At 48.7% G+C, this 25,864-nt stretch carries 22 protein-coding genes; 10 read left to right on the top strand and 12 right to left on the bottom strand.

Annotated elements, in window-relative coordinates; all coding sequences use genetic code 11:
* Positions 1-127: 127 nt before the first annotated feature.
* From GS398_RS03910 to GS398_RS03890, 5 genes are read left to right on the top strand one after another with little or no spacing between them, the layout of a single operon-like run.
* On the top strand, positions 128-1,447 hold the full coding sequence (locus tag GS398_RS03910; RefSeq protein ID WP_160905405.1) for a PQQ-dependent sugar dehydrogenase: 1,320 nt from the start codon (positions 128-130) through the stop codon (positions 1,445-1,447).
* A gap of 34 nt (positions 1,448-1,481) precedes the next feature.
* Positions 1,482-3,536 (top strand): TonB-dependent receptor, encoded by a 2,055-nt coding sequence (locus tag GS398_RS03905; protein WP_160905404.1) that lies wholly within the window; start codon positions 1,482-1,484, stop codon positions 3,534-3,536.
* On the top strand, positions 3,533-5,131 hold the full coding sequence (locus GS398_RS03900; RefSeq protein WP_160905403.1) for an ArnT family glycosyltransferase: 1,599 nt from the start codon (positions 3,533-3,535) through the stop codon (positions 5,129-5,131). The genes GS398_RS03905 and GS398_RS03900 overlap by 4 nt, the downstream gene beginning before the upstream one ends.
* Positions 5,128-6,084 carry a glycosyltransferase family 2 protein gene (locus GS398_RS03895; RefSeq protein ID WP_160905402.1) on the top strand — a complete coding sequence of 319 codons (957 nt, stop codon included), beginning with the start codon at positions 5,128-5,130 and terminating at the stop codon, positions 6,082-6,084. Before GS398_RS03900 ends, GS398_RS03895 begins: the two co-directional genes overlap by 4 nt.
* The gene (locus GS398_RS03890) at positions 6,053-6,994 is read left to right on the top strand and encodes a lysylphosphatidylglycerol synthase transmembrane domain-containing protein (RefSeq protein WP_160905401.1); all 942 of its coding nucleotides are present in this window, start codon (positions 6,053-6,055) and stop codon (positions 6,992-6,994) included. Before GS398_RS03895 ends, GS398_RS03890 begins: the two co-directional genes overlap by 32 nt.
* 157 nt (positions 6,995-7,151) lie before the next feature.
* Here the strand turns inward: GS398_RS03890 and dacB are convergent, their stop codons facing one another.
* The gene (gene dacB, locus GS398_RS03885) at positions 7,152-8,567 is read right to left on the bottom strand and encodes a D-alanyl-D-alanine carboxypeptidase/D-alanyl-D-alanine endopeptidase (RefSeq protein ID WP_160905400.1); all 1,416 of its coding nucleotides are present in this window, start codon (positions 8,565-8,567) and stop codon (positions 7,152-7,154) included.
* A 277-nt stretch (positions 8,568-8,844) separates the two neighbouring features.
* On the opposite strand from dacB, the gene GS398_RS03880 reads away from it, so the two are divergent.
* From GS398_RS03880 to GS398_RS03870, 3 genes are read left to right on the top strand one after another with little or no spacing between them, the layout of a single operon-like run.
* Positions 8,845-9,636, top strand: a complete 792-nt coding sequence (locus GS398_RS03880; RefSeq protein WP_160905399.1) for a succinate dehydrogenase cytochrome b subunit — start codon at positions 8,845-8,847, stop codon at positions 9,634-9,636.
* A gap of 23 nt (positions 9,637-9,659) precedes the next feature.
* Entirely contained in the window at positions 9,660-11,594 is a 1,935-nt protein-coding gene (locus tag GS398_RS03875; protein ID WP_160905398.1) for a fumarate reductase/succinate dehydrogenase flavoprotein subunit, read from the top strand.
* Positions 11,595-11,637: 43 nt separating this feature from the next.
* Entirely contained in the window at positions 11,638-12,408 is a 771-nt protein-coding gene (locus GS398_RS03870) for a succinate dehydrogenase/fumarate reductase iron-sulfur subunit (RefSeq protein WP_202405945.1), read from the top strand.
* A gap of 121 nt (positions 12,409-12,529) precedes the next feature.
* On the opposite strand, the gene GS398_RS03865 is transcribed toward GS398_RS03870, so the two are convergent.
* Both GS398_RS03865 and GS398_RS03860 read right to left on the bottom strand, forming a co-directional pair.
* Entirely contained in the window at positions 12,530-13,945 is a 1,416-nt protein-coding gene (locus GS398_RS03865; RefSeq protein ID WP_160905396.1) for a M56 family metallopeptidase, read from the bottom strand.
* Positions 13,945-14,319 carry a BlaI/MecI/CopY family transcriptional regulator gene (locus GS398_RS03860; protein WP_160905395.1) on the bottom strand — a complete coding sequence of 125 codons (375 nt, stop codon included), beginning with the start codon at positions 14,317-14,319 and terminating at the stop codon, positions 13,945-13,947. Before GS398_RS03860 ends, GS398_RS03865 begins: the two co-directional genes overlap by 1 nt.
* A gap of 178 nt (positions 14,320-14,497) precedes the next feature.
* Here GS398_RS03860 and GS398_RS03855 point away from each other — a divergent pair, with 178 nt between their 5' ends.
* Positions 14,498-15,904 (top strand): MBL fold metallo-hydrolase RNA specificity domain-containing protein, encoded by a 1,407-nt coding sequence (locus GS398_RS03855; RefSeq protein ID WP_160905394.1) that lies wholly within the window; start codon positions 14,498-14,500, stop codon positions 15,902-15,904.
* Positions 15,905-16,207: 303 nt separating this feature from the next.
* Positions 16,208-16,405 carry a hypothetical protein gene (locus tag GS398_RS03850; RefSeq protein ID WP_160905393.1) on the top strand — a complete coding sequence of 66 codons (198 nt, stop codon included), beginning with the start codon at positions 16,208-16,210 and terminating at the stop codon, positions 16,403-16,405.
* On the opposite strand, the gene GS398_RS03845 is transcribed toward GS398_RS03850, so the two are convergent.
* The 9 genes from GS398_RS03845 to GS398_RS03805 form a co-directional block, all read right to left on the bottom strand.
* On the bottom strand, positions 16,369-16,746 hold the full coding sequence (locus GS398_RS03845; protein ID WP_160905392.1) for a type II toxin-antitoxin system VapC family toxin: 378 nt from the start codon (positions 16,744-16,746) through the stop codon (positions 16,369-16,371). The two genes, GS398_RS03850 and GS398_RS03845, sit on opposite strands and share 37 nt — an antisense overlap.
* Positions 16,703-16,906 (bottom strand): hypothetical protein, encoded by a 204-nt coding sequence (locus GS398_RS03840; protein WP_160905391.1) that lies wholly within the window; start codon positions 16,904-16,906, stop codon positions 16,703-16,705. Before GS398_RS03840 ends, GS398_RS03845 begins: the two co-directional genes overlap by 44 nt.
* A gap of 11 nt (positions 16,907-16,917) precedes the next feature.
* A complete protein-coding gene (locus GS398_RS03835) occupies positions 16,918-17,523 on the bottom strand; it encodes a hypothetical protein (protein ID WP_160905390.1) in 606 nt (201 codons plus the stop codon).
* Positions 17,524-17,525: 2 nt separating this feature from the next.
* Positions 17,526-17,729: a hypothetical protein gene (locus tag GS398_RS03830; protein WP_160905389.1), complete on the bottom strand. Its 204-nt coding sequence runs from the start codon at positions 17,727-17,729 to the stop codon at positions 17,526-17,528.
* 234 nt (positions 17,730-17,963) lie between these two features.
* Entirely contained in the window at positions 17,964-18,434 is a 471-nt protein-coding gene (locus GS398_RS03825; protein ID WP_160905388.1) for a JAB domain-containing protein, read from the bottom strand.
* A 264-nt stretch (positions 18,435-18,698) separates the two neighbouring features.
* Positions 18,699-19,049 (bottom strand): hypothetical protein, encoded by a 351-nt coding sequence (locus GS398_RS03820; protein WP_160905387.1) that lies wholly within the window; start codon positions 19,047-19,049, stop codon positions 18,699-18,701.
* A 16-nt stretch (positions 19,050-19,065) separates the two neighbouring features.
* Positions 19,066-21,060: a restriction endonuclease subunit S gene (locus GS398_RS03815; RefSeq protein WP_160905386.1), complete on the bottom strand. Its 1,995-nt coding sequence runs from the start codon at positions 21,058-21,060 to the stop codon at positions 19,066-19,068.
* Positions 21,050-22,666: an HsdM family class I SAM-dependent methyltransferase gene (locus GS398_RS03810; RefSeq protein ID WP_160905385.1), complete on the bottom strand. Its 1,617-nt coding sequence runs from the start codon at positions 22,664-22,666 to the stop codon at positions 21,050-21,052. The genes GS398_RS03815 and GS398_RS03810 overlap by 11 nt, the downstream gene beginning before the upstream one ends.
* Positions 22,663-25,740 carry a type I restriction endonuclease subunit R gene (locus tag GS398_RS03805; RefSeq protein WP_160905384.1) on the bottom strand — a complete coding sequence of 1,026 codons (3,078 nt, stop codon included), beginning with the start codon at positions 25,738-25,740 and terminating at the stop codon, positions 22,663-22,665. The genes GS398_RS03810 and GS398_RS03805 overlap by 4 nt, the downstream gene beginning before the upstream one ends.
* Positions 25,741-25,864 lie beyond the last annotated feature (124 nt).

The following is a 25,864-nucleotide window of genomic DNA, read 5'->3' as shown; positions in this document are numbered from 1 at the left end:
TTATCCTTAACCTTGTAAAAAGCCGTCTCATAGATTAACTATGAGGCGGTTTTTTTATGGCGCTATCGCATGAGCCGCCTAAACAGTTTCTGTACCGGCTTGTTCATAATACTACTATCTACGGCTTATGAAAAAGAATGCATCATTATTAAGCGCAATTATGATCACGGTGTGTGCAGCCTGTAACCAGGGAAACAATAATCCGCCACCACCCGGTGATACGGTGGGTACTCCTGCCAGTAAAGTGGTGGAGCTCCCCGAACCGGATACCATGCAATCACACAAGAACTTTAGCAATGTGATCGGTTGGCCCGACGGAAAGACACCCGTCGCACCAGACGGATTTACCGTGACCAAATTTGCCGGGGACCTCAGGAATCCCAGGAACATTTACATCGCACCTAACGGGGATATACTGGTGGTGCTTTCGCAATCCGAGCGGTCGGCAAAGGAAAAGATCGCCGGGCTCATTTCCGGTAAATCCAAGTCCGAAACTGCTGGCAATAGCGCCAACACCATTATCCTCTTCCGCGATGCGGATAAGGACGGTGTGCCCGAAGTACGTGAAACTTTCCTTGGCGGATTGGCACAGCCTTTCGGGATGCTCATCATCGGTGATGCCTTTTACGTAGCCAATACCGATGGCGTGATGAAATTTCCGTACCAGGAGGGTCAAACTAAAATCACCGGGAAAGGCGAGACCATCGTTCGCCTTCCGGCCGGCGGCTATAACAACCACTGGACACGCAACCTGCTGGCAAATAGCGATGGCTCGAGGATCTATATTTCCGTGGGCTCAGGCAGCAATGTGGCAGAACATGGCATGGCGAACGAAAAAAGGCGTGCAAATATCCTGGAAGTGCACCCGGATGGGACGGGCGAGAGGATCTACGCCAGCGGTTTACGCAATCCTGTGGGGATGGACTGGGCGCCCGGCACGCAAACACTCTGGACCGCGGTAAATGAGCGCGATGAGCTTGGCGACGACCTTGTGCCCGATTACATCACCAGCGTAAAGCAAGGGGGCTTTTATGGCTGGCCGTATGCTTATTTCGGGCAGCATGAAGATCCGCGGCGCAAGGGCGAAAATCCGGAACTGGTTAAAAAGGCCATTGTGCCGGATGTTCCGGTAGGCGCCCATACCGCATCACTAGGTCTTGCGTTTTACAGGGGAACGGCCTTTCCCGCGCCTTATCGCGACGGCGCCTTCGTGGGCCAGCACGGGTCGTGGAACCGGTCGGCGCTGGTTGGATACAAAGTGCTGTTCGTGCCGTTTAAAAATGGCGTTCCGTTTGGCGAGCCCGTAGATTTTCTTACTGGGTTTGTGGCCGATAAGGAGAAAAGCCAGGTTTACGGACGCCCTGTTGGGGTAACGGTTACCCCCGAAGGCGCGCTCCTGGTGGCCGACGATGCGGGCGGCACGGTGTGGTTGGTGAAGGCTAAATAGTAAGCTTTCCGCTTATTAATCCTAATTTCGCGCTATGAAAAAGTTTGCCTTCGTTGCGCTTTGCTTCCTGTTAACCCGAAGCCTTTTCGCCCAACAAGGCGCTGATAGTGTTGTTCGCATGGAGGACGTCCAGGTAAAAGGGTACTTTTCAGACCGACCCTTGCTGAGGTCGCCGGCATCGGCGGCCGTAATTGGCGCCGCAGAATTAAGTAAGCAGCCCAATGCTTCACTGGTTTCGGCGATTAACGCGTTACCCGGTATCCGCATGGAAGAACGTTCGCCGGGAAGCTATCGCCTTTCGGTGAGGGGAAGTCTTCTGCGGTCTCCGTTCGGGATCAGGAACCTGAAGGTTTACCTGGACGAGTTCCCGTTAACGGATGCCGGTGGAAATACTTACCTGAACCTGCTTGATGCGGGCAGCACCGGCCGGATCGAGTTTTTACGAGGCCCCGAAGGAAGCGTTTTCGGCGCCAATTCCGGCGGCGCCATCCTGCTTAACCCGCGAAGCTATGGTAGCCCGGGGGAATCATTCTCGATCGATCTTGGCGGCGGTTCTTTCGGGCTTTTCCAGGAACGGGCGTTTTTCCAGGAACGGTCAGGCAAATATAATTTTTCTGTTAACCAGGCGTACCAGCGTTCGGACGGTTACCGGCAAAACAGCGGTCTGCACCGTAAATATGCCAACCTCTCGCAGCAATGGAAATACAGGCCGAACGCAAATATACGGGCAGTGCTGCTTTTCTCGGACCTGGATTATCAAACGCCGGGCGGCCTCACCGCCGTTCAGTCTGCCGCAGATCCAAAAGCTGCACGTCCGCCGGCCGGCACTGCGCCCGGGGCCGCCGACCAGAAAGCGGCCATCTATAATAAAACCGTGCTCGGCGGTGTGCTGCATGAGATCGCCATCACCCGAAATTGGAAGCATGTGATCTCGTTATCGGGTTTCCTTACCGATTTCAAAAATCCATTTATTACAAATTATGAAACACGGAAAGAGAACACCTGGAGCCTCCGCACGTATGCCGAGCTAAAGGATACTACCGGGAGTACTGTAATTCTTTGGAACACCGGCCTCGAGGCGCAGCAAACCAACACCGACTTTAAAAACTATACCAATAACCAGGGCATAAAGGGAAGCCTGATGGCGGCAGATAAACTTCGTGCCAACCAGGACTTTGCTTTTACCCATCTTTCTCTCGACCTGTTTAACCGGTTGGTGATCGAGGGCGCGGCCAGTATCAACCTTTATTCATTCGGCTACAGCAGCAGTTTCCCTGCCATAAAAGGCAACGTGGTAAAGCGGCTAAATAACCAGCTGATGCCCCGGTTGGCCTCGTCGTTTCTCATCTCACCGGCCTTCGCCTGGAGGGCTTCTGTTAGCAGGGGTTACTCGCCGCCTACCATTGCCGAGATCCGGGCATCAGATAATGTAATTAATACGGGCCTGCAGCCCGAGACCGGCTGGAATTACGAAACCGGTTTACGCTACCGCACCAGCCGCTTTTCGCTCGATGCGAGTGTATTCAGGTACAAAATGCAGCAAGCCATTGTGAGGCGCGTTACCGCCAGCGACCAGGAGTATTACATTAATGCCGGTGGTACCAGGCAAACCGGTGTCGAATCGCAAGTCTCTTTTTTGGTGATCGCACCAAGAACACACGGGCTGGTAAGAGCGCTGGAGCTCAGGAACAGCTATACCTACAGCAATTTCCTGTTTAGCGACTATAAAAATGCGGCGGCAGATTATTCGGGTAATAAATTGACCGGGGTGCCGTCTGATGTGCTGGTAACAAGTCTGCAGGTTAGTTTCCCCGGCCAGGTATATATTTTCGGCCAGCATAACTACACCGGTAAGATCCCGCTAAATGATGCCGGCACAGCTTATGCCGACAAGTTTGACCTCCTCCAGGTAAAAACGGGTTGGAGATTCCGGAAGCAAAAGGGATATACGCTGTCATTGTATGCCGGCGCCGATAACCTCCTCAACGAAAAATACAGCCTCGGCAATGACCTCAACGCCTTCGGCGGAAGGTATTTTAACCCTTCGCCCGGGCGAAATTATTATGCAGGCGTTAGCGTTGGTTTATGATCGGCAAACTTGACGAATTTATTGAGCGGGATCCCGGGAAGGCATTTATCTTTCTCCTCGTGCTGGCTATTCCCGCATTTTTCGTGAACCTTGGCTTGTTGCCTTTATTTGCCGATGAGCCCACCCGTGCGAACGTAGCCCTGGAGATGATCCTCAGTAAGAATTATTCGGTGCCAACCATCGGCGGAGAATACTATTACAATAAACCGCCCCTTTACAACTGGATACTTGCCGCTACCTACCTGTTAAGCGGTAATTTCTCGGAGTTCGCTACCCGTTTACCCGCCATTGTGCCATTGTTCCTTTTTACCGTTACGATCTGGTTAGCCGTGGCCTGCTTCCTGCGCGATAAACGGATCGCCCTGTTAAGCGCCATTCTCTTCATGGTGAACTCGCGCATGCTGCTTTATGATTCGATGCTGGGGCATATCGATATTTTTTACTCGTGGCTCACGTTCGGCTCTTTCATGCTGATCTTCCACTTTTACCGCAAGGAGCAATGGCTGCAGGTATTCCTGTTTTCGTACCTCATTACGGCCGTTACGTTCCTGTGCAAGGGCCTGCCGTCTATCGTGTTCCAGGGGATGACGCTGATCGCCCTCCTCGCGTATACCCGTAACCTTAAAAAGCTGTTCAGCTGGCAGCACATCCTACCGGGATTGTTGTGTGTGTTTATTATCGGCGCGTATTTTTATAATTACTCGAGGTATAATCCCAATCTCGGCGGATATTTCGCCACCATCTGGGACCAGAGCAGCCAGCGCACCGCTGTGCGAGCCGGTCTCTGGAAAACGTTCGGTTACGTGCTTACCTTTCCGTTCGAACACCTCGTGCACTTGCTGCCAGCAAGCCTGTTGCTACTGTTTTGCGTAAAGCGCTCGTCGCGGAAAGAGATCTTCGGGCATCCGTTTCTCCGGTTCCTGCTCATTACCTTCCTGGCCAATATCTGGATCTACTGGTTATCGCCCGAAACGCGGCCCCGGTACCTGCTTATGCTCTACCCGCTGCTGCTCATTACGTTCAGTTACGGCTACTATACCTACCGGGATTCGCTTCCTAAAACCAACCGCGTATTTAATCATATCCTGCTGGCTATTGCATGTATTATCACGTTGGCGGTACCGTCGACTTTATTTGCCGGCCTGCAGCAGGCCGTACCGCTGCTGGGTGTTAAAACCGCGGCTATTTTTGTGTCGGCCGCATTCTTTACCTGGCTCATTTACCGCCTGGATAAAGCAAAGATCGTAGCGTTTGCCGGCTTGTTGCTGGTGGCGAGGCTGGGCTTCAGCTGGTTCGTACTTCCCGAGCGCTTCCAGCGGCGTGACGCCGTTTACTTTCGCCATGCAGCCACGGAAATGGGCACCCTCAGCCGCAATAAACCCTTCTATTTTTACCAGTATCATCCCGAAGTGCTTACCATCCCGTTCCACGACCGGCTGATCTTTTACATTGAAAGGTCACGTATGAAGAAAGTAGAGTTTACCGAACAGGATATTAAGCCGGGTTATTATTTTACCTTTGACCGCGATTTAAAAAACCCATCAGCTTTGCTGCTGAAGGAGTACCGGGGACTCAAGTTATTTGAAATAAAATGAGAGAGCTATCTGTTATCGTCACCGTTCTAAATGAAGAAGAGAACATTTCTCCGCTGGTAAGCGCGATCAGGGCGGCACTGGACGGGATGGATTACGAAGTGATTTTAGTAGACGACGGTTCTACCGATGGCACCCGCGCCGAGATTAAGAAACATGCCGACGAGCGCACGGTATTGGTGGAGCTTCGCAAAAACTACGGTCAAAGTACTGCAATGACTGCCGGTATCGATCATGCTAACGGCAATTATATCGCCTTGCTAGATGGCGATCTTCAAAACGACCCCACCGATATCCCGGTATTACTGCAGCGGCTTAAAGACGAAGATTGGGACGTGGTAGCCGGTAACCGCGCAAACCGCAAGGATGGCATGTTGCTCCGCAAGATCCCTTCAGGCATTGCCAACGCCCTGATCAGGAGATTTACCGGTGTTTACATTAAAGATTACGGCTGCACACTCAAGATATTTAAACGCGAGATCGCCGAAGACCTGGGTATTTATGGCGAGCTTCACCGCTTTATCCCCGTGCTCGCCAAAATGCAGGGAGCCAGGATCACGCAGATGGATGTAAAGCACCACGCCCGCCAGTTCGGGAAGTCAAAATACGGGATCAATCGCACGTTTAAGGTAATGGCCGACCTGGTCACCATGATTTTCTTCAGAAAGTATATTCAAAAACCGATGCACCTCTTTGGCACTATTGGTTTTATCTCGCTGGGCATGGGTATACTCATCAACCTTTATTTGCTTACACTTAAGATTCTGGGGCAGAGTATCGGCGGAAAGCCGATGCTGATCCTCGGCCTGATCTTTTTACTCGGCGGCATCCAGCTGATCACCATCGGGATACTTGCAGAAATCAATGTTCGTACGTATTTTGAAGGAACCAACCGCAAAACTTACCAGGTAAGGCGTATTTTCAATGGACAGGCAGAAACTTTGGGGCATTCTTAAGATCGTACTCAAAACAGCGGTTACGTTCGCGTTGCTGTACTTCGTTTTTCAGAAGATCGATGTCCGGGTGCTTAAAACGTACCTGTTAAGGAGCAATCCATGGTATCTCCTGCTGGCCTTGGTATTATATATCTGCTCACAGCTGGTGTCGTCGTCGCGGAGTCTCGGGCTCATACGCAGCATCGGCATCAACCTCGATGCCGGTTTCAACCTCCGGCTATACATGCTCGGCATGTTTTACAACGTTTTTCTGCCGGGAGGGGTCGGCGGCGACGGTTACAAGATCTACATCCTGCGGAAAAAATACGAGTTGCCCACCAAACGCATCCTTCTCGCCATGTTCTTCGACCGGCTCAGCGGTTTATGGGCCATCGGGCTCCTCGCCGTGGCGCTGATCATCCTCATCCCCCAGATCGATATCCATGCGGGCATACCGATCGCGGTACTGGTTGCCGGCACCGTTATCTATTACCTGGTGATGCGGCGGTTCTTTAAAGATTATACCACGTATTTTTTATCAACGCATGGCAAGGCCATTGTAGTGCAGGCGCTGCAGCTCGCGGCCATTGTTTGCATCCTGCTATCGCAAAGCTTCAATGGTAAATTTGCTCCTTACCTGTTCAGTTACTTCCTTTCGGCGCTGGCTGCAAACATTCCTGCCGGCCTCCCGGGAGGTATCGGCCTTCGTGAATATGCCATGACACATACCGCAGGTTATTTTCATATCGACCAGGGACTGGCCGTGTTTATGTCCATCACCTTTTACGTGATCTCTACGCTCACCGCTTTAACCGGCGTTTGGTACGTGTACCGCTCTACGGAATTTGCGCCACCTCCTAAACAAAAGGAAGCGAAAGCGTTCGAGGAACAAGCTGATGACCGGTTGATTGAAGGGAAGGCGAAAGATTGACACTGTAAAAGAATGTTGGTAAAGGAGCGGTTACTTACACGGTTTTAACGTGAATTTTCGAAAGCCCCCCAGGTGCCCGGGCCTGCCGAAGAACGGTCTGCCGGATGCTGACCATTGATCGCTCATGGTCTACCACCCTTCCCAAATCAACCGCTTCTTACTTTAACAGGTCGAGCACGTTGAACATCTTTTGTTTCACCGCCGCGCTACTGCCATTATAGTTGTTTATGATAAACGAAAATGCCAGTGGCGTACCGTTATTGGTTTCGTACCCGGCGTAAGCCAGCACGTCATTAATGCTGCCGCTCTTCATTTTCATGTTATTATAGGTCGGCAAGCTTTCGAAATAGCTGGCGAACCAGGGCTCCTTTTTTGCAGAAGCGAGGATCTGCGCCATTGCGGTGGTAGTAACCCGGGTGCCGGGCGAGAGGCCGCTGCCATCTATCATATTCAATGCATTTTTGTCGATACCGAGTTTGGTGTTCCAGAATGCCACTACTGCCGAAGCACCCGCCGGGGTGGTAATCTCTTTCCCCAGTTGTTGTGCAATGGCCTTCACCAGGTGTTCTCCATACAGGTTGATGCTCTTCTGGTTATACCAGTAAATGATCTGCGCGAGGGTTGGTGAGGTGTACGTATCTACCAGCCTGGCAGGGGGAACGAAACTTTTCTTCTCCATAGACAAGATCCTTGCAGTAGTAACGGACTGTACAGGGATGCCGGCCAGGCTAAGGGTGTCCATCAATCGCCCGGCTGCCTCTAAAGCTGGATCAGGCACCGACGCGGAGATCACCTTTTTGAGGTCGATGCCGTAGCTTCCCCGGAGGTAAATGATATTGGTATAAGGCGAAGAATAGGCATATACATTGTCTCCGCTCCCAGCGGGACCGGTAATCACCTCGTTCACAATGGTTAAGTAAGGAAATTTTGGGTCGGTTTTCACCAGCGAAACAGGTGAGCCGACCTTGCTTCCCGGGCTAAATACCAGGTCGAACTGGTTCTCGCGCCAGGTAAGCGAAGCAGGCCCTGCGCCATAGTAATTCCCGATATCCTGCCAGATCCAACCGGGAGGCAGCGTTTGTGTGCCGAAAAGCCGGTCGTCTGAGATGATCCGGCCGGCGATTTTTTTGATCCCGGCACTCCTGATGGCTTCCGTCCATCGTTTTAAGATCGCCTGCTCGCGCGATGCGGTATATCGCCAGCTCCCGAGCGTAGGGTCGCCGCCGCCGGTGATGATCACGTCGCCCGTAAGGGTGCCCTTGCCATCGATCGACCCGCTATAGCCCAGGGTGGTCTGGTAGGTAAAACCCGGCCCCAACACATGAAACGCGGTAGCCGAAACGATCGTTTTCAAGGTAGAGGCAGGTGCCAGGCCGGTGTTCCCATTTTTGGTGAAGACCGTTTCGCCCGTGTTGGTGTTTAATACCGTTAACGAGATGCTGGCATATTTCAACTGGGGATCTGCTTCGAATTTTTGCCAGGCAGCGCTAAGCCGGGTAGCTAAAGGCTGGGCGACAAGCACGGCCGGCAGCATGTGCAAAAGAAGACAGGTCTTTAATAATTTCTTTTTCATGAGATTTAAAGCAACGGCTCAACTTAGAAAATTAAAACGAAACTTTCAGCATAACGGGGGTCCCGTAAGCTGCTTTTCATCCCTGTTTTCTGAAGGTCACCGGAGCTTTTTCCGCCCGGCTTTCAGCCGAAGATAGTGTACCCCGCTGCAATTATTCCGGCAAAATTTAGAACGTTTCTAAATAGCTCAAAATCGTGATCTGCAGCCGTGAGGGTACTTAGTTTTTGTTATTATTAGATACTTTTGCCTCCCGAAGCAAATAAAATTAACGAAGATAATGGGTAATTTTTCAAATACATTCTCGTCGTCGCTGGGAAAAAAGCTGGTTATGAGTCTTACGGGGCTTTTTATGTGCTCTTTCCTGGTTGTACACCTTGTAGGTAACCTTCAGCTTTTTAAGCACGACGGCGGCCTGGCGTTTAACACGTATGCATACTTTATGACGCATTTTCCGCCCATCAAAGTGGTGTCGTACCTGCTGTACACTTCCATCGTGTTGCACGCCATCTACGCGCTGGTGCTTACCATGAAGAATAAGAAGGCGCGCCCCATTGGCTATGCGGTTACTAACGGGAAGGCGAACAGCCCATGGACGTCACGCAATATGGGGATCCTGGGAACGGTATTGCTGGTTTTTATCATTATCCATATGAATACGTTCTGGGCGAAATACCATTGGGGCGGTGTTCCTTACAAGAAATATGTGATCGAGCTGCAAAATCCCGAGCACGTGCAGGTTACTGACCTGCCCATCAGCAGCGTAGAGCCGGTACATACCGATGCGGTAGACCTGCAGAGCGGCAGCCGTGTCGTGATCGCCAAAGACCTTTACCTTATCGTGCAGAACGCGTTTGAATCGCCGTTATATGTGGCATTTTACGTGCTGGCGATGGCCGCACTCTCTTTTCACCTGATCCATGGGTTCAGGAGCGCTTTTCAAACACTCGGATGGGACCATAAAAAGTACATTCCGCTGATCCGTTTCATCGGTGTATGGGGATTTGGATTGCTTATTCCTATCGTCTTTGCAGCAATGCCCTTGTTTTTTCTGTTCAAAACATTCTCCTAGCGAGGACTAAATAAATATCGGAAATGGAGCTGAATGCTAAAATTCCTGAAGGGCCGTTAGCCTCAAAATGGTCTAAACACAAGTTTAACCTGAAGCTGGTAAACCCGGCCAACAAACGTAAGTACACCATCCTGGTAGTAGGTACAGGGCTTGCCGGATCCTCGGCCGCCGCTTCTCTCGCAGAACTTGGCTACAACGTAAAAACATTTTGTTTCCAGGACAGCCCGAGGCGAGCGCACTCGATCGCCGCACAGGGCGGGATCAATGCAGCCAAGAACTACCGCAACGACGGCGATAGTGTACACCGTTTATTTTACGATACCATCAAAGGCGGCGATTACCGTGCCCGGGAAGCCAATGTGCATCGCCTGGCGGAGGTTTCTGTAAATATTATCGACCAGTGTGTAGCGCAGGGCGTTCCCTTTGCGCGCGAATACGGTGGCTTGCTGGATAACCGCTCTTTCGGCGGATCGCAGGTTTCCAGGACGTTTTATGCACGCGGGCAAACCGGTCAGCAGCTGCTGCTGGGCGCTTACTCGGCGCTTAACCGCCAGATAAACGAGGGCGCGGTGCAATCATATACCCGCCACGAGATGCTGGATGTGGTGGTGGTCGACGGAAAAGCGCAGGGCATTGTTACCCGCGACCTGGTTACCGGTAAGATCGAAAGCCATGCCGGCCATGCCGTATTATTGTGCACAGGTGGTTATGGTAACGTGTTTTACCTGTCTACCAATGCCATGGGCTGTAACGTTACGGCAGCATGGAAGGCCCATAAACGGGGAGCTTTCTTCGGGAACCCATGTTATACCCAGATCCATCCAACTTGTATCCCGGTTACCGGCGATCACCAGTCGAAGCTTACGCTGATGTCTGAATCGTTACGTAACGACGGCCGTGTTTGGGCGCCGAGAACTCCCGAGCTGGCTCAGCGGCTGCGCAAAGGCGAAATAAAAGTAGAAGACCTGAAAGAAGAAGACCGGGACTACTTCCTGGAACGCAAATACCCGGCATTCGGTAACCTGGTGCCGAGGGACGTGGCATCGCGCAATGCGAAAGAAGCCGTGGATGAAGGTCGTGGCGTAGGCGGCTCAGGGATCGCTGTGTTTCTCGATTTCGCCGATGCGATTAAACGCCTTGGCGAAGATGCCGTGCGTGCAAAATATGGTAACCTGTTCGATATGTATTACCAGATCACGGACGAGAACCCTTATAAGCACCCGATGCGTATTTACCCGGCCGTGCATTATACCATGGGAGGCCTGTGGGTGGATTATAACCTGCAAACTACCGTTCCGGGCTTATATGCGTTGGGCGAAGCTAACTTTTCGGATCATGGCGCTAACCGCCTCGGGGCGTCGGCATTGATGCAGGGGCTCGCCGACGGTTATTTCGTGATCCCCGCCACTGTGGGCGATTACCTGGCCACCATCGGTCCGAAACCGGTTGATGCCAACCATCCGGCATTTGCCGAGACCACGAAAGCCGTAAAGGAGCGTATCGACAAGCTGCTCTCATTAAAGGGTAACAAAACGGTAGATGAGTATCACCGCGAGCTCGGTCTCATTATGTGGGAGTACTGCGGCATGGCCAGGACGGCCGAAGGTCTGGCAAAGGCAAAAGGCCTGATCAGTGCCCTCCGTGCCGATTTTTGGAAGAACGCCATCGTATTGGGTACGAACGATGAAATGAACCAGTCGCTGGAAAAAGCAGGTCGCGTAGCCGATTTCCTCGAACTGGGGGAGCTGATGGTAGATGACGCGTTAAATCGTTCCGAATCCTGCGGAGGGCACTTCCGCGTGGAAAGCCAGACCGAAGAAGGGGAGGCGCTGCGCGACGATGAAAACTTTGCTTATGTAGCCGCATGGGAATACAAGGGTGATAACGTTGCTGAAGCGCTGCATAAAGAGGCATTGGTTTTCGAGAACATTAAACTGGCACAAAGAAGTTATAAATAGCTATCAGCCGCCAGCTATAGCTTGTGGCAATAACATAAAAAAGATGAGCGGACACATGAATTTAACGCTGAAGGTCTGGAGACAGAAAAACGAGAACGACCGCGGGGGATTTATCACCTATAAAGCGACTGATATTTCGCCAGACATGTCATTCCTGGAAATGCTGGACGTAGTGAACGAAAGCCTGGTAAAGAGAGGTGAAGACCCGATCTATTTCGATCACGACTGCCGCGAAGGGATTTGCGGGATGTGCTCGTTATACATTAACGGACGTCCCCACGGGCCAAAGCGCGCCATTACTACCTGCCAGCTGCACATGCGCAGCTTCAGCGACGGCGAAACGATCACGATCGAACCGTGGCGGTCTGCCGCTTTCCCCGTAATTAAGGACCTGGCCACCAACCGTGCCGCTTTTGAGCGCATCCAGCAAGCCGGTGGTTTCGTATCAGTTGGAACCGGGGGTGTTCCGGATGCTAACGAAATCCCGATCCCTAAGGTGATCGCCGACGAGGCATTTAACTCCGCCACTTGTATTGGCTGTGGCGCCTGCGTGGCTGCCTGTAAAAATGCGTCGGCTATGTTGTTCGTTTCGGCGAAAATATCCCAGCTGGCATTACTCCCGCAGGGACAACAGGAACGTTACCAGCGTGCACAGGCCATGGTAGCGCAAATGGACGAAGAAGGATTTGGTAACTGTACCAATACCGGCGCCTGCGAGGCCGAATGCCCTAAAGAAATTTCCCTGACAAACATCGCCCGCATGAACCGGGAGTTTTTCAGTGCAAAATTCTTTAAAGAGGAAGAAATTCGTTAATTTTGTTGCACGAGGCAAGGAGACTACTACACAAAAGGCCCCGGAATTAATTTTCCGGGGCCTTTGTGCTTAAAAAAAATAGCTATTCGGTGAGTTTTTTTGCTAAATTTTTATTTTCAGCTTAGTTTTTTACAGGTTCGATGGCAATTGGGAGGGTAAACGCCACCCTGACCGATTTTCCGTCAGAAATTGCGGGCTTCCAGTGCGGCATTTGCTGTAAAATGCGGGTAACTTCCTCGTCAATGCCCATTCCGAGACCCCTGACTATTTTTACCTGGGTTAAGCTACCATCCCGCTCCACGATAAAACTAGCGATTACTTTGCCGCCTGCACCATTTGCTTTAGCAATTTCGGGATATTTAAAATTGTTCGTGATATAGGTAATAACGTCGCGAAAGCTCGTTCCGTACATCGGGGAGGTGTCGATGGATGCAAATGAATGAACCGAATTGTCTTCTTTGCTTACCTTAAAGGTATCGGCCGGATGCGTAGTGTTTTCGCGGACGACTACTTCGCTGAGTTTCACTACGCCATCGTGGTTATTCGCTGCCGATGCTTTCGGTGCGCTGGTGATAGCTTTGGGCGGCACGGGAGGAACATTATAGCGCACCTGTGAATTCCGCTTTCTAAAAGATGTGAGTTCATACGCAGGTGTTTCGGATGCGTCGAATTTCTCTGTGAGAGTGCGGATCGGCCCTGCATAAGGCGCTGCGGAAGAAAACACCAGCATCCCGGCAAATAACGGCGCCGACAGGCCATATTTGAGTAAGGCGATCTTCCCTGATTTGGTTTTGTGTAGCATAACGATTCGTTTTTTTAATAGTGATTTTGTATAAAAGGAGTTCAACAGGCGGGACGGCGACACCCCGAATGTGCTGCTTACCAGCAATAGGGCATAGTCTGACTTACTGGGCTGGTGACGCGCCGCTTCTTCGTCGGCAATAAACTCGTGGATATGCCTGATGGCCTTCCTGGAAAGATGAATAACCGGGTTGAACCAGTTAATAATCATAACTATCTCAAACAGGACCACGTCTGCGGAATGCCATTGCCGGGCATGAACTTCCTCGTGGCTCATAACCGTATCGCGGGAGCTTACCGACTCCGGCACCACAATCCTTTTAAAGAAAGAGTGTGCCTGGCTCGCCTTGCCTGGTTTAGAGAAATATATGATGGCCAAGGACCGTATAAACCGGCACAGGAAGAAAACAGCGCCGGTAAGGTATACCGTTAAGGCCAGGCTCCGGATCCGCCAGGAAAACGGGGTAACAGTTGCCACGCTTGCCTTAATGCCGGGTGCGCGTTGGTAGAGGGCGGTACCCATCACGTGGGTAACATGTTTTACCTGTTGAGTTACCAGCAGGGATTGGATCCAGTCTGACCGCAGTACAGGGATCAGGAATGAGAGCAGCATAGTGGCCAGCAAATACAGCCGGTTTAAGCGGAACCATGTCTCGTTGCGAAGCAGCAGGAAATAAAATCCATAGAAAAGGATGATATAACAATTAACCTGGAGGAGATATTGAAAGCCCTTCATCACCTTTTGTTTTTAAGTTTCTCGATCAGTTTCAATATTTCATCAGCTTCCTGGAGGTCGATCTTTTTCTCCTTTACAAAGAAGGAAAACATGCTCTCTACCGAGCTTTCGAAATAGTTGCTCAGCAATTTTTCAGTGGCGAAGCTTTTGTACGCTTCCCGGCTGGTAAGCGGGAAGTAGCGATGGCTTTTCCCGAATGCCTCGTGGTCCGCAAATCCCTTGGTCTCCAGAATCCTGATAATGGTAGACACCGTATTGTACGCAGGTTTTGGCTCCGGGAGCTCATCGATGATGTCTTTCACAAAAGCCTTTTCAAGCTGCCATAGCACTTGCATGATCTGTTCTTCTGCCCGGGTAAGTTCTTTAAATTCCATGATCGTTGGTCGTTAAGATAAAGGTATAACTAATGATTTAGTTCTGCAACTAAATTTTTAGTTATTTTAAATAAATAATTTAAAGCGGGTTTTGGCACATTACAATTTTATTTCGAAACACAAAAGCTATTATATAGTTAAATGTACCTATACAGATGCTAACGGATAAATAGCCATAATGAATGTCACTTTTCATGGTGCGGCCCGCAACGTTACGGGAAGCAAGCACCTGCTCACACTTACCGATGGGACGCGCATCCTGTTAGACTGCGGACTTTTCCAGGGGATGGGCGATCAAACGGATGAGTTAAACGGCTATTTTGGCTTTAAGCCTTCTACGGTAGATCACCTGGTGCTTTCGCATGCACATATAGACCATTGCGGGTTGGTTCCGCGCCTGGTGGCGGAAGGGTTCCGTGGTAACATCTACAGTACACCGGCTACGATGGATCTTGCGCGGATCCTGCTCCTGGATTCGGCGAAGATCCAGGCCCAGGACGCCGAGTACGCAAAACGCCGCAAGCATCACTCCCCGCATGGCGACGGCGAGATCGAAGCCCTTTATACCGAGGAAGATGTGATCACGGCCCTCGGTCTTTTCAAGGTGGTGGATTATAACGAAGATTTTGAGATCGGTCCGCGCGTTACCTGCCGGTTTACCGATGCCGGGCACATTATCGGGAGCGCGGCCGTGCACCTTACCATCCTCGAAGAGGGAAAATATACGCGGATCACGTTCAGCGGCGACGTAGGGCGTTACGGCGACCTCCTGCTAAAAAGCCCCCAGCGTTTCGACCAGGCGGATTACGTGATCCTGGAGTCGACCTACGGCGATTCGCTGCACAAGGACCTTGGGCCGGTAGAGCAGGCCCTGTACGAGATCATCCACCAGACCTGTGTGCTCAGGAGAGGAAAGGTGGTGATCCCTGCGTTTAGCGTTGGCCGCACCCAGGAGATCCTGTATGCGCTGAACGGCCTCGAGCTAAAAGGTTCGTTACCCGATATCCCCTATTACGTAGATAGCCCGCTTTCGGGAAAAGCCACACAGGTGCTGAAAGACCATCCCGAAGTATATAACAATGGCGTAAAGGAAGTGATGAAGACCGATGCCGATCCGTTCGCTTTTAAGGGGCTCCGGTTTATTGAGCGTGTGGAAGAGTCGCGCGCGCTGAACGAAGACCCGCGTCCCTGCGTGATCATCTCCGCTTCCGGCATGGCAGAGGCAGGACGCGTGAAACATCATATCCGCAATACCATCGGCCACGAAAAAAATACGATCCTGCTGGTAGGTTACTGCGAGCCCTCTTCGCTCGGCGGAAAATTGATGGCGGGGCAACCGGTCGTGTACATTTTCGGAGAAGAGCACCAAGTGAAGGCGGAAGTAAAATCGATCAAATCGATGAGCGCGCATGGCGATTATGAGGATCTGCTCAAGTTCATGTCGTGCCAGGATCCTGCCTTGGTCAGGAAGATTTTCCTGGTACATGGCGAGTACGAGGTACAAACGCGGTTCAGGCAGCATTTGGAGGATGCAGGGTTTGCCCATATCGAGATCCCGCAGCTGCATCAGAAGATTGATATTTAGCCGGATAGCCTATAGCTATACCGTGGTTGTTCTCCTGTTGACCGGTAATGCCATTAGATAAGGCGGGGAGTATTGGGGGCGGCAATTACATTCGGCAAGAAAATGTTTAACCTGGGGTTCACCCATGGCTGCGGACATTACCAAGATGGTTGCAGGAACAGGTAGTTCAAGCACGTTTTAACCATCACTTGTCATACCCCGGTAACAACCCCGTATCAACAAACGGCGAAGCCCTCAACGAAGTTAAGCTCATAAAGCTGTTTTGAGTGAGGATGATATGATCCAGCATACACAGGTGACGGTATGGAGACAGCGCCAGCACAATACCTGGTTAGCGCGGTTGAGGTAGATCACGTAGAACTATTCCTGGATAGCGAACAGGGCGGTATCCCAAATGGAGCGGAAGGCGCGTTCGGCATCCGTGCAGCTGGAAATTTTGATGAGGTTGGTTGGAGGTTTGCCAACTATTTCTTGAAAGAAAACACCACCGCGCTTAATTGACTCACACGGTTAAAACCACCATCCATGGTAAACAACGGTAAGTCGAAATAAATTGCTGTAGCTGCAATGATGGCGTCTGGCAGTTTTACCTTGGTTTTCGAGCGGATATCAATCGTAAGCTCCTTTATAGCTGGTTCAGGATCAACGACATAACATTCGGCAAGAAAATCTTTAATCAGCCGTTTACCCGTGGCTGTCAACGCAGGAAAGCTAAGCACTTCGATTTCGGATACAACAGATACGAACAGGCTCCGGCCTTCGATCAGTTGCTGAACTCCCTGTACGCCATTAAAGAGATTAATGATCAGGGAGGTGTCGACCACTACCTGATCGCCACTCATCGCGGACTTTCAACTGGTATTCCAGGCCATCTACGCCGAAGTTCACCTTCCCGGCATATTTGTCCAGGTCGATAGGCTTCCGCTTTTTTTCCAGCTTCTCCAGTTTTTTATCCAGCGCAGTACGGGTAACCGATAGGTTAACTTTAATCGCTTTTGCCATATATCATTGTGCTAAGCCGTTTTCAAATGCGAACTATACTCCGTAATTGGTCTCGGCACAAAGAAACCTTTGATACAAGCAGGGTTACAAACACAAATTTGTATATGTAACCGGGAACTGATCATTGAGCCCGGGTAAATGGCTTCCCCTTCCGGAAATGCACAGCGTATAGTATCGTAGGGAGGCCTATGTTCCTGCTGATTCATCACATGAACATAGTTCATCACTGCACAATCCAGGAATCGGATCTTCTCTTTATTTGTCGGCAGCAATTTGCCGGATAAGTGATAGATGTTGTTTATCATTTCATAAGCACGGCTTAACACTGGCATTGCACGGGACTCTACCAGGTTCAAGCAGTTCCCGGGATCAATGATCGCACCAAGAACAAATGGCACCTTTATTCCATTCTTATTTCGCTGCATCCCCGCAGCTGTTTCATAAGCATATTGAGCGGCCCGCATTACATCCTGTTCCCAGAAATATGCACCATGCCCAAGCCAGTCCCAAGGGTTAGTGCTGCTATTTAAGTCGTCATTACCCTGCAAAATACGCATGCCAATTTCCTTATCACAGGCGTGGTAGCCTATGAGATACGAGGGTTGATAAGGAGTCATGATCAGGAAGTTTTATGCTTTTTCTTCTGCCGGGCTGCTTCAATCTCGTCGTATCGTCGCGATTGTTCAGATAGTTCGAGCAGACCGGAGCTTTTCAGAAACTCCAACGCGGCTTCCGGCGATACGGTTACTTTGCGGTAGCCGGCCTCCAGTACTTCAAGTTGTTCCTCTACGGTCATAAATGAGTGGTTGTTCAAAGTTACCATAATCTGGTTGTATTAAAAAGTTTAACAATGTTGCCCGGGTAGCGGCCATTACCAGCGATGGTTGCAGAAACAGGCGAATTTAAAATAACGGGACCGTATCCAGGTGCCTCCATTGATAAAGGCTACGATCCCGATAGAATGACAAAGATCAGCATGAAAGCGTTATTAACCAAGTATTCCATTGAAAATAAGCTATTTAGACAAGGCGCGAGAAACCCAAACCCGTTTTAACCATCACTTGTCATACCCTGATAACAACCTCGCATCAACGAAACTCATAAAGCTGTTTTGATTGAGGATGATATGATCCAGCAGCATCAACTCATTATAATGGCACGCCAGATCGATCGTGTTAGTGAGCTTAAGATCGGCTTTGGAGGGTTTTAAGCTCCCGGACGGGTGATTATGCGCAATGAGCACACTTTGCGCCAAACATCCGTAGGCGGTAGCTAATAACAGTTTGATGTCTATCGTGGCGCCTGTACAGGTGCCAGTGTGGAGGCAGCGCCAGCACAATACGTGGCTGGCTCGGTTGAGGTAGATCACGTAGAACTGTTCCTGGATGGGGAGCAGGGGGGTATCCCAAATGGAGCGGAAGGCGCGTTCGGCATCCGTACAGCTGGAAATTTTGATGGGGTTGGTGGGAGGTTTGAAGGAGAGGTGGAGCTCGGCTTCTTTGAGGGGGTGTTTTTTCGTGTAACGCATATCGAAATGTTTAAATACCCAGGTCACCGCGTTACACGCCGAGTTACCGGAAGAGTGCGAGGACTTACACCTGCTTGCCTGGGATGTTGTTAATAATAGACACCGAGTATGAGACCAGGCGTGTAACGCACTATAAAAATGCGAACGATATTTTTAATTTAAAAGAAATAAATACTTAATTAATCATTTTGACAAGTGGCGCTTGGCATGAACATAATCACAACTTCCTAACCTATATGGCTTCTACATTTGAACATCTAAAATTTATTCGCGGTCAATAAAGCCGGCGGCCAAAAGCAACGCAAATAGCGGTGACCGTTTCTTATAAAGCGGGCCGGAAAAATACGGTTTGATAGTCGAGGTATTAAATGATCGCATCTTTTTAAGGAGACTTATTGCAGAAAGGAAATCTTCTTTACTTATTGGTTCAGATTCACCACCATTCCGGGATTCGACGGAATAGCTGACTTCCGCATTATTAATATTCTCCAACTTATAAATGATGCCGTTTACACTCGTAACGCTTTTTGTACCTGCCAGCTTCCGGCTTAATTCATCCCATAACCTGCTTTCAGGTAGTTGGGTAGCCGATGCATTCATTTTGTAGCCACTCATGATCGATAAACGTTGATTATGCGGTCGCGCCGCTTTTACTTTTTGCTTTCTTAATCAGTTTCCCAAATCCCTTTGGCTCAAACTTGTTTTCGCGTAACCAATGCAGCGCCCATTTCACCTGCTCTGCTGAATATTGCTGTTTACGCTCGCTCCACTTGAAAAAGTCTTCAATGAGTTCGTTATCAGGGGAGGTTCTTTTCTCTATAAGCCGGTTGTTCCAAACTGCGTAGGTTGTGGCGATGATTTCTGCTTCTGCTTCGGTGGTATCCTGTAAGAGACCGAATAACGTGTTCAACTTTTGCTGGGCCGGAGCGAAATAACCTTGAAAGTATTCTTGTATTTTATTTTGCTTGGCAAGCGGTACGTACTTCTTCCCGACCTTGTCAAACCATTGGTTTTTCTTAAGATCGGTGTGAATAGTGTGCATAAACTTATTGTCATACGGGCCGGCGGCCTGGTAATAATAGTTTAGGTTGAGGTCGGCTTCAGCGATATGTTCGGCGAGGAACTGGACTTTCTGGAATTTGATATCGGTGAAGTGGGGATCGTCTTTGAAAAGGGAAATGATGTTGCCTGCGAGGGTTTGTTTGGCGAAGCCTTGTTTTGCCGGTGCAATGCAGAGCGTGTCGTTTTGCGAGGTTTGATTAACCTGGTTTTCAGTGATTGTCGCATTCTCACCTACGGTAGCTTGGCCATTCATTAGCATTGGAAGCAACCAATCTCTTAACTGAGCGAGTTCCAGATTTTGCTTAAGCAAATTTTGCTGTTGCTTATGAAAGGGTAGAATAAGGTTGTAAAACTGTTCAATCAAGTGATCTGGCGGACCGGCAATCTGATAAGAGTTTACGAATGAATCGAACAGCAAGTTCTTTATACCACTAGTTTTTCCTTCAAAACCAAACAGCACACCATTTTGGTAGGCATTATTCCATGATTGAGCAAAGTGAAAAAGCTGTTTTTTGTTCTTCAAAGAAACGGCTTTGCAAAAGTTAGAACAAATAAGAGGTTTGTCGAAACGTTCAAGTGTTTCTTCTGTTACGAAACCCAATCGCCCCGTTGATTGCGTTGGACTTCCTCCAGAAATTTCAACAATTACGTCATGAGTTTCTAATAATTTGTGTGAATTTTTGCTCAAAATGAATCGAACCGGTGCTTTTATCTCTCCGACTCCATTTAAGCCATTTATGTCGGCACCCCTAATGCAAGCTACCTCTAAGTTATTGTTGCCCTCTGGATATTCTTTCCCCCAATCTCCACTTTTGTCATGATCGATACATTCAGTAATGCTCGTAACAGTCCAATCTTCTGGTATTTCACACCCTAATTTGCTGTTGTAGGTCATTTTTCCGCCAGAAGACTTAAAAGGCTTACCAACGCTATTAGGGAAATCGAACTGCAGAAACCAGTAATCGTACACCGTTTTCGCGATTCCATCTAAGTTAGTACTGATTTCTCTATTCAATAAAATTTTATCATCTATTGATGAAAGGATTCGGACGATATTCTCTTCAATGATTTTCTGTTTCGGAATCCTAATGTTCAGCTTACGAATTACACCTAGATTTATCAGAGGAACTGTACTGCCGGTATTTTTTGCAATTAAGTTCTTAACGATCCAAGGACTTGATAGCCAATAGTAAGCATATAAAGGAAGAACTTTGGTTTTATCCAATCTAACCCGTATCTGTTTGTTAGATATTATGTATTTGCTATATCTCGCGGTTTCGTCTATTATCCCAACTTGCCCGATTGTACCAGCTGCAGTGAATACAATGTCATCTTTTATCGCATATGCGTCTAGTTCATCTGCTTTTTTTTCGGAAACAAACGCAAAGCCATCATCAATAAATTTAATATTCTCCTTACTTAGGTTGTTCCCTCTAATCACGGGTACACCAACTTGTGTGAAAAATTTGCTACTTATATCAGAGCCAAATGGCCCGGAAATGAGTGCGCCTTTTTCATTTACTAATAATTCCTCTATAAACTTATCTGTAAATTCAGTTTTCATATCCAAGGCCATTCAGTTGCACTTTAATCTCATAGTCGAGCTGATTTGACCGAAAAGCTAGTCGGTTTAATGTTTCTGTATAAGTATTAATCCTTTGCTTAAACTCTGTGGGGGTAATATTGACGTGTTCAATTGTTACATTGAAGTATTGCCCCGCCGAAAATGAGTAATTTTTCTCTCGGATAAGGTCCGTTGTTAATACAACGGAGAAATCTTCAACACTCTCTTTGCTATTTATCACAGAAACTATGCGTTCTTCTTCGATTGATTCAAGTACTGTTCGTTGATTTTTGTTCTCTTTTACTACTGTGCCTAGGTTAGAAGCATCTATTAATACAATATTTTGGCTGTCAGCTTCTCGATCCAGGAATATTACACTCACATTTGTGCCGGTACTTGCGAAAATATTACTAGGCATACTAACCACCCCCTTAAGCATTTTACCTTCAATCATTTGCTCCCTAATCCTCTTTTCTATTCCACCTTGTGCAGTTATAAATCCAGTCGGCACTACAATCGCCGCTTTCCCCATTTTACTAAGGCTGGTCATGATATGCTGAATGAACAATAAGTAAATCGGCATCTTTGTTGTTTCCTTATTTGGCACCTTCGGGATGCCTGCAAAAAAACGCTCTTTATAAGCATCTTTCTCTAGCGTCTCTCGGAAGTCAGAAAAATCAAGCTTGAACGGAGGATTGGAAACGATATAGTCAAATTTGCGACCTAAGTAATACGGCTCTGAAATCGTATTGGTTTTAATGATGTTTGGAATCGATCGTGATAGATTGTTCAACACCAAATTTAGCCGCAGCATATTCGAGGACTTTTGAGAGATATCTTCAGAATACACCGTACAGTTATCTTCCCCTATGGCATGGGCAATGTTCATGAGCAGGGTGCCGGATCCTGCGCTGGGGTCGTAACAGGTCACGTTTTCAACCGGTTCGGGTACCATAATGGCAGCCATAATACGTGCTACCGCGTGCGGGGTGTAGTACTCTGCATATTTACCACCGCTATCGGTGTTGTAGTCTTTTATCAGGTATTCGAAAATAGTAGCGAAGAAGTCGTACTTCTCGCTAAACATCCGCTCGAAGCTGAATTCGAATAGCTTGTTCACCAGGGCCCGGCAAAACGCATCGCGCTGGGAAGGATCGGTAATGAATTGGCTCAGCTGGTCGAACATTTTGTCTTTCGCACCGCTGGCTGATTTTACAGAGAAAATATCTGCGTTGTCTACGCTGATGGCCTGCAAGGTGGCATCAAACAAAACTGCGAAATCGGGTTGGTTCTGATTGTTATACAAGTGCGTAATCATCTGCTCTGGTTTCAGCTTCGGGACCCCGGCACCGATTAACGCGGTGAGGAACTGGAATTCGTCATCGTTCAGCGCCTTTAATGCTTCATGAAAGTTGCCGGCTTTTTCAAGCTTAGGGTTTTGTTTTTTTGCTTCGAAACTGAATTTGTCGTTAATAAACTTGTACAAAAACATTTGGGTAATGATCTTAAACTCATTCCCATCGTTCCCTAACCCATAATTAGCGCAGACGCTCTTCAGGCTGTCTATTAATTGCTTGGTCTGCGTGATAAAGGTTATATCTGTCATCTTGCGTAGTTGTTATGTAGCTGCAGGTATTCGTTTACGATTAGTGTGTTAATCGCTGATGTGGTAGCAAAATCGAGATCCATCTTTTGTTCCTGTTTCACCTCTCTTACTACAAGTTTTAACAAGAAGTCTTTAAAGTATGCCTCATTTTCGGTCAGTTGCCTGCTTTTGAGCAACTGCGCGTCTGTTTGTTGTTTAATCACTTTTAATGCATCGTGGAGTTGAGCTTCTTTAATGGTTAGGGTTCCTTTCTCTACCAGCCGTTTGTGCACCCGCACGTATTTTTCATCCTGGTCGTACTTGGCTCGCAACAGGTCATTTTTGCGGTTCAGTTCTTTCACCTTGTCGTAAATGGCTCGCAGCAAGAAGATGTTCTCTTTCATATCCTCCTGCGTTACTTCGTCCAGGTTCTTTTTCTTAAATATTCGTTCGAGCTCTTCTTTCAGGGTAACGAACTGCGGGTCCTGTTGGTCGAAATTGCTTTGCAGGGCTTCGCGGGTTTGCCGTAACTGGTTTTTGAGCTCGTCGGCAAGGATGAGTTCGCTTTCTGAGATCTTGGTGAACAGGAAGATCACGTCCTCAAGCGCGGTGTTCAACAGGTTGGTGGTGTCGGCATCGTTGTTGATGGCTTCGATCAGGTTCAGCTTTTCCAGTTGGCCTTCCGCCTCGCGCAGTAACTGGTTCAGCTTTACGAAGTCGAGCCGTTGCAGCAATTCGTCGAACCCTTCGAGCCGGATGATGTTTTTCAGCTCTTTGGCGTTTTGTAACGCCTTAATAAGTTCGTGTAAAGTGCCACGGTCCCTGATTTGCTCGATCTGCTGCCGGAATACCTCCGCGTTAGTGGTTTCGTAATGGAAGAGAACGTCCTTGATTTGGGCGATATCGGCTTCAATTTCTTCCGCCGAGCGAAAGAGTTGGTTGTAGCTTTCCATCTCATCGCCCAGTTCGGCTTTTAGTTCGTCGAAGTACAGGCGGTTTGTTTTATCGAAAGCGGAGGTGATGTCGGCAAAATCGACCACGTACCCGAATCGGTATTTTTTGTACGGGCGATTTACCCGGGTGAGGGTTTGAAGGAGATTATGATCTTTGATGACCCGGGTGAGATAGAGCTTCTTCAGCCGCTTAGCATCAAACCCGGTTAACAGCATATTGTATACAAACAGGAGATCAATTTTGCTGTGCTTATATGCCTGGATCAGGTCTTTACGGACGCTCTTGTCGTTCGCATCATGTAGGATAAGCGCAGCAGTAAGTGGCCGGGTTGAGCTCTTGGAGTGTGTATCAGTTGAACCAATCGGGTTGAGGTTGGCAGCCGATGTTTCTTGTACCCCGAACCGCGCTTCGAAATGTTCGAATAACGCTTTGGCTTGTTCTGCCGAATCGCAAACCACCATGCCGCCCAATGACGGATCCTGTAACTGGAACTTTTGCAGGTCGTTGATGATGTAATCCAGCAACGGCGCCACATACTTGGGATGCGCGTACACCTGCGACTTTTTGATATCCCCCTGTAAAATGTTGATCTGCTCCAGGATTTCCTGCATCTGCATTTTATAGGTGGTATCAATGCCCTCGCGGATCAGTCGCAGCGTATACCCATCGGCAATCGACTGGTTGTAATAGTATTTATGAATGTAGCCGCCGAAAAGTTCCTTGCTATCGTATTCCTTCACCACCTGTTTGAGCAAGGGCGTTCCGGTGAGGGCGATCTTGATGGCTTGCTTGTCTGAATTGATCAGGTTAGCCAGGTAATTGCCTTTGGGATTGTAGGAGCGATGCGCTTCGTCCAGGAAATAGATGCGCTGGATGTTGATATCGTATTCCGGATTGATGGTTACCGTAGCTTCTTCCGTAAACTTCTGGATGTTTACGACCGAAATTTCGGCCTCTCCACTATCGTTGTGGATGGCGCCAACGGTTTTGATGTCGTTTACAAAATCGGTACGGGAATTTACGGTGTTTACACGCAGGCCGCGGTTAGTGAATTCGGAGGCAGCCTGTATAGCCAGGTCAATCCGGTCGACTATAAAATAAAACTTAGGGACTTTGTTCTGCTTTTGATAATAGTCTGTAAGGTGCTTAACGTTATAGTAAGCGAGCGCCGTTTTACCGGAGCCCTGGGTGTGCCAGATAATGCCTTTTTTAAGCCCGGCATCCAGTTTCATGGTTATTGCTTTCGTAGCGAATAGCTGCGGGTACCGCATCACGTGCTTTTGCCTGGAAGTAATGCCATCGGTATTTTCTTCCACGTACGCAAGCGTATACCGGAGAATGAACGTCAGCCGGTCTTTACTTAGCAGCGAGGTTAATATGCGATGTGTTGGGGTATGATAATGCTTATTGGTATGGAACTCAGGGGTGTACTTTATCGCCGCAACGTTGTTGTCTTTTAGGATGTCGTTCTCAAGCTCTTCGTTTTCAGGTTGCAAAATTTTGTTGAGGTCCAGGTTATCTTCTTCCCTGAAATAATTGAAATGCAAATCCCCATAAGCGGAGGTGGCATAATAAGCGCCTTGTACAGGTTCTATTACGCCGTCTTCGTACTCCATGTTATTGGAGAAAATCATGAGTTGGGTGATGTTGGCAAAGCGCTTGAACTTGCGGTTGCTGTAACGCCTGTTGATCCGGGTCCGTTCTGCTAATACGCCTTCGCGGTTATTGGGCTTCTTTACCTCGATGAACACTAATGGGATTCCGTTGATGAGTACGGTGATATCCGGGCGGAATTCCTCATCGCCGTTTTTGCAGGTCAGTTCGGTAGTAACATGAAAACTGTTGTTTGCAAAGTTTTTGAAGTCGATTAATTTGATACCGGAGGTTGCTGTTAACGCTTTATAGAAATCGCGACCCAAGTCATCGTAATCAAGCTTTAGGGTTAAGTCTCCTAATAGCTGTTCGACTTCAATGTCGGTAAAACCTGGGTTTATTCGCTGTATACTTTCTTTAAAGATGGCTGGAAAGATGTTGGTTTCTTCCGCGCATGTTTGTGCCTTCCGCGGGATGTATTGGTATCCCAGCCGAACCAGATGAAGCAAGGCAGGTATTTTTACTCTTGAATCTTCGTTGAAGGCCATTGGGAATAGCTGGTTTATACATCTTGTTTGACACCCCCAGGCAAGAGTGCGCACTAAAGAGATATAATCGCTACGGTACTTCTCTCGCCAAACTGTGGGAATATTCAAAAGTATGGTTTCAAGC

This window comes from Hufsiella ginkgonis, assembly GCF_009834915.1.
GTDB lineage: Bacteria > Bacteroidota > Bacteroidia > Sphingobacteriales > Sphingobacteriaceae > Hufsiella > Hufsiella ginkgonis.
The sequence above is the reverse complement of the archived record's forward strand: the minus strand, read 5'-3'. Positions and strand labels throughout refer to the sequence as shown.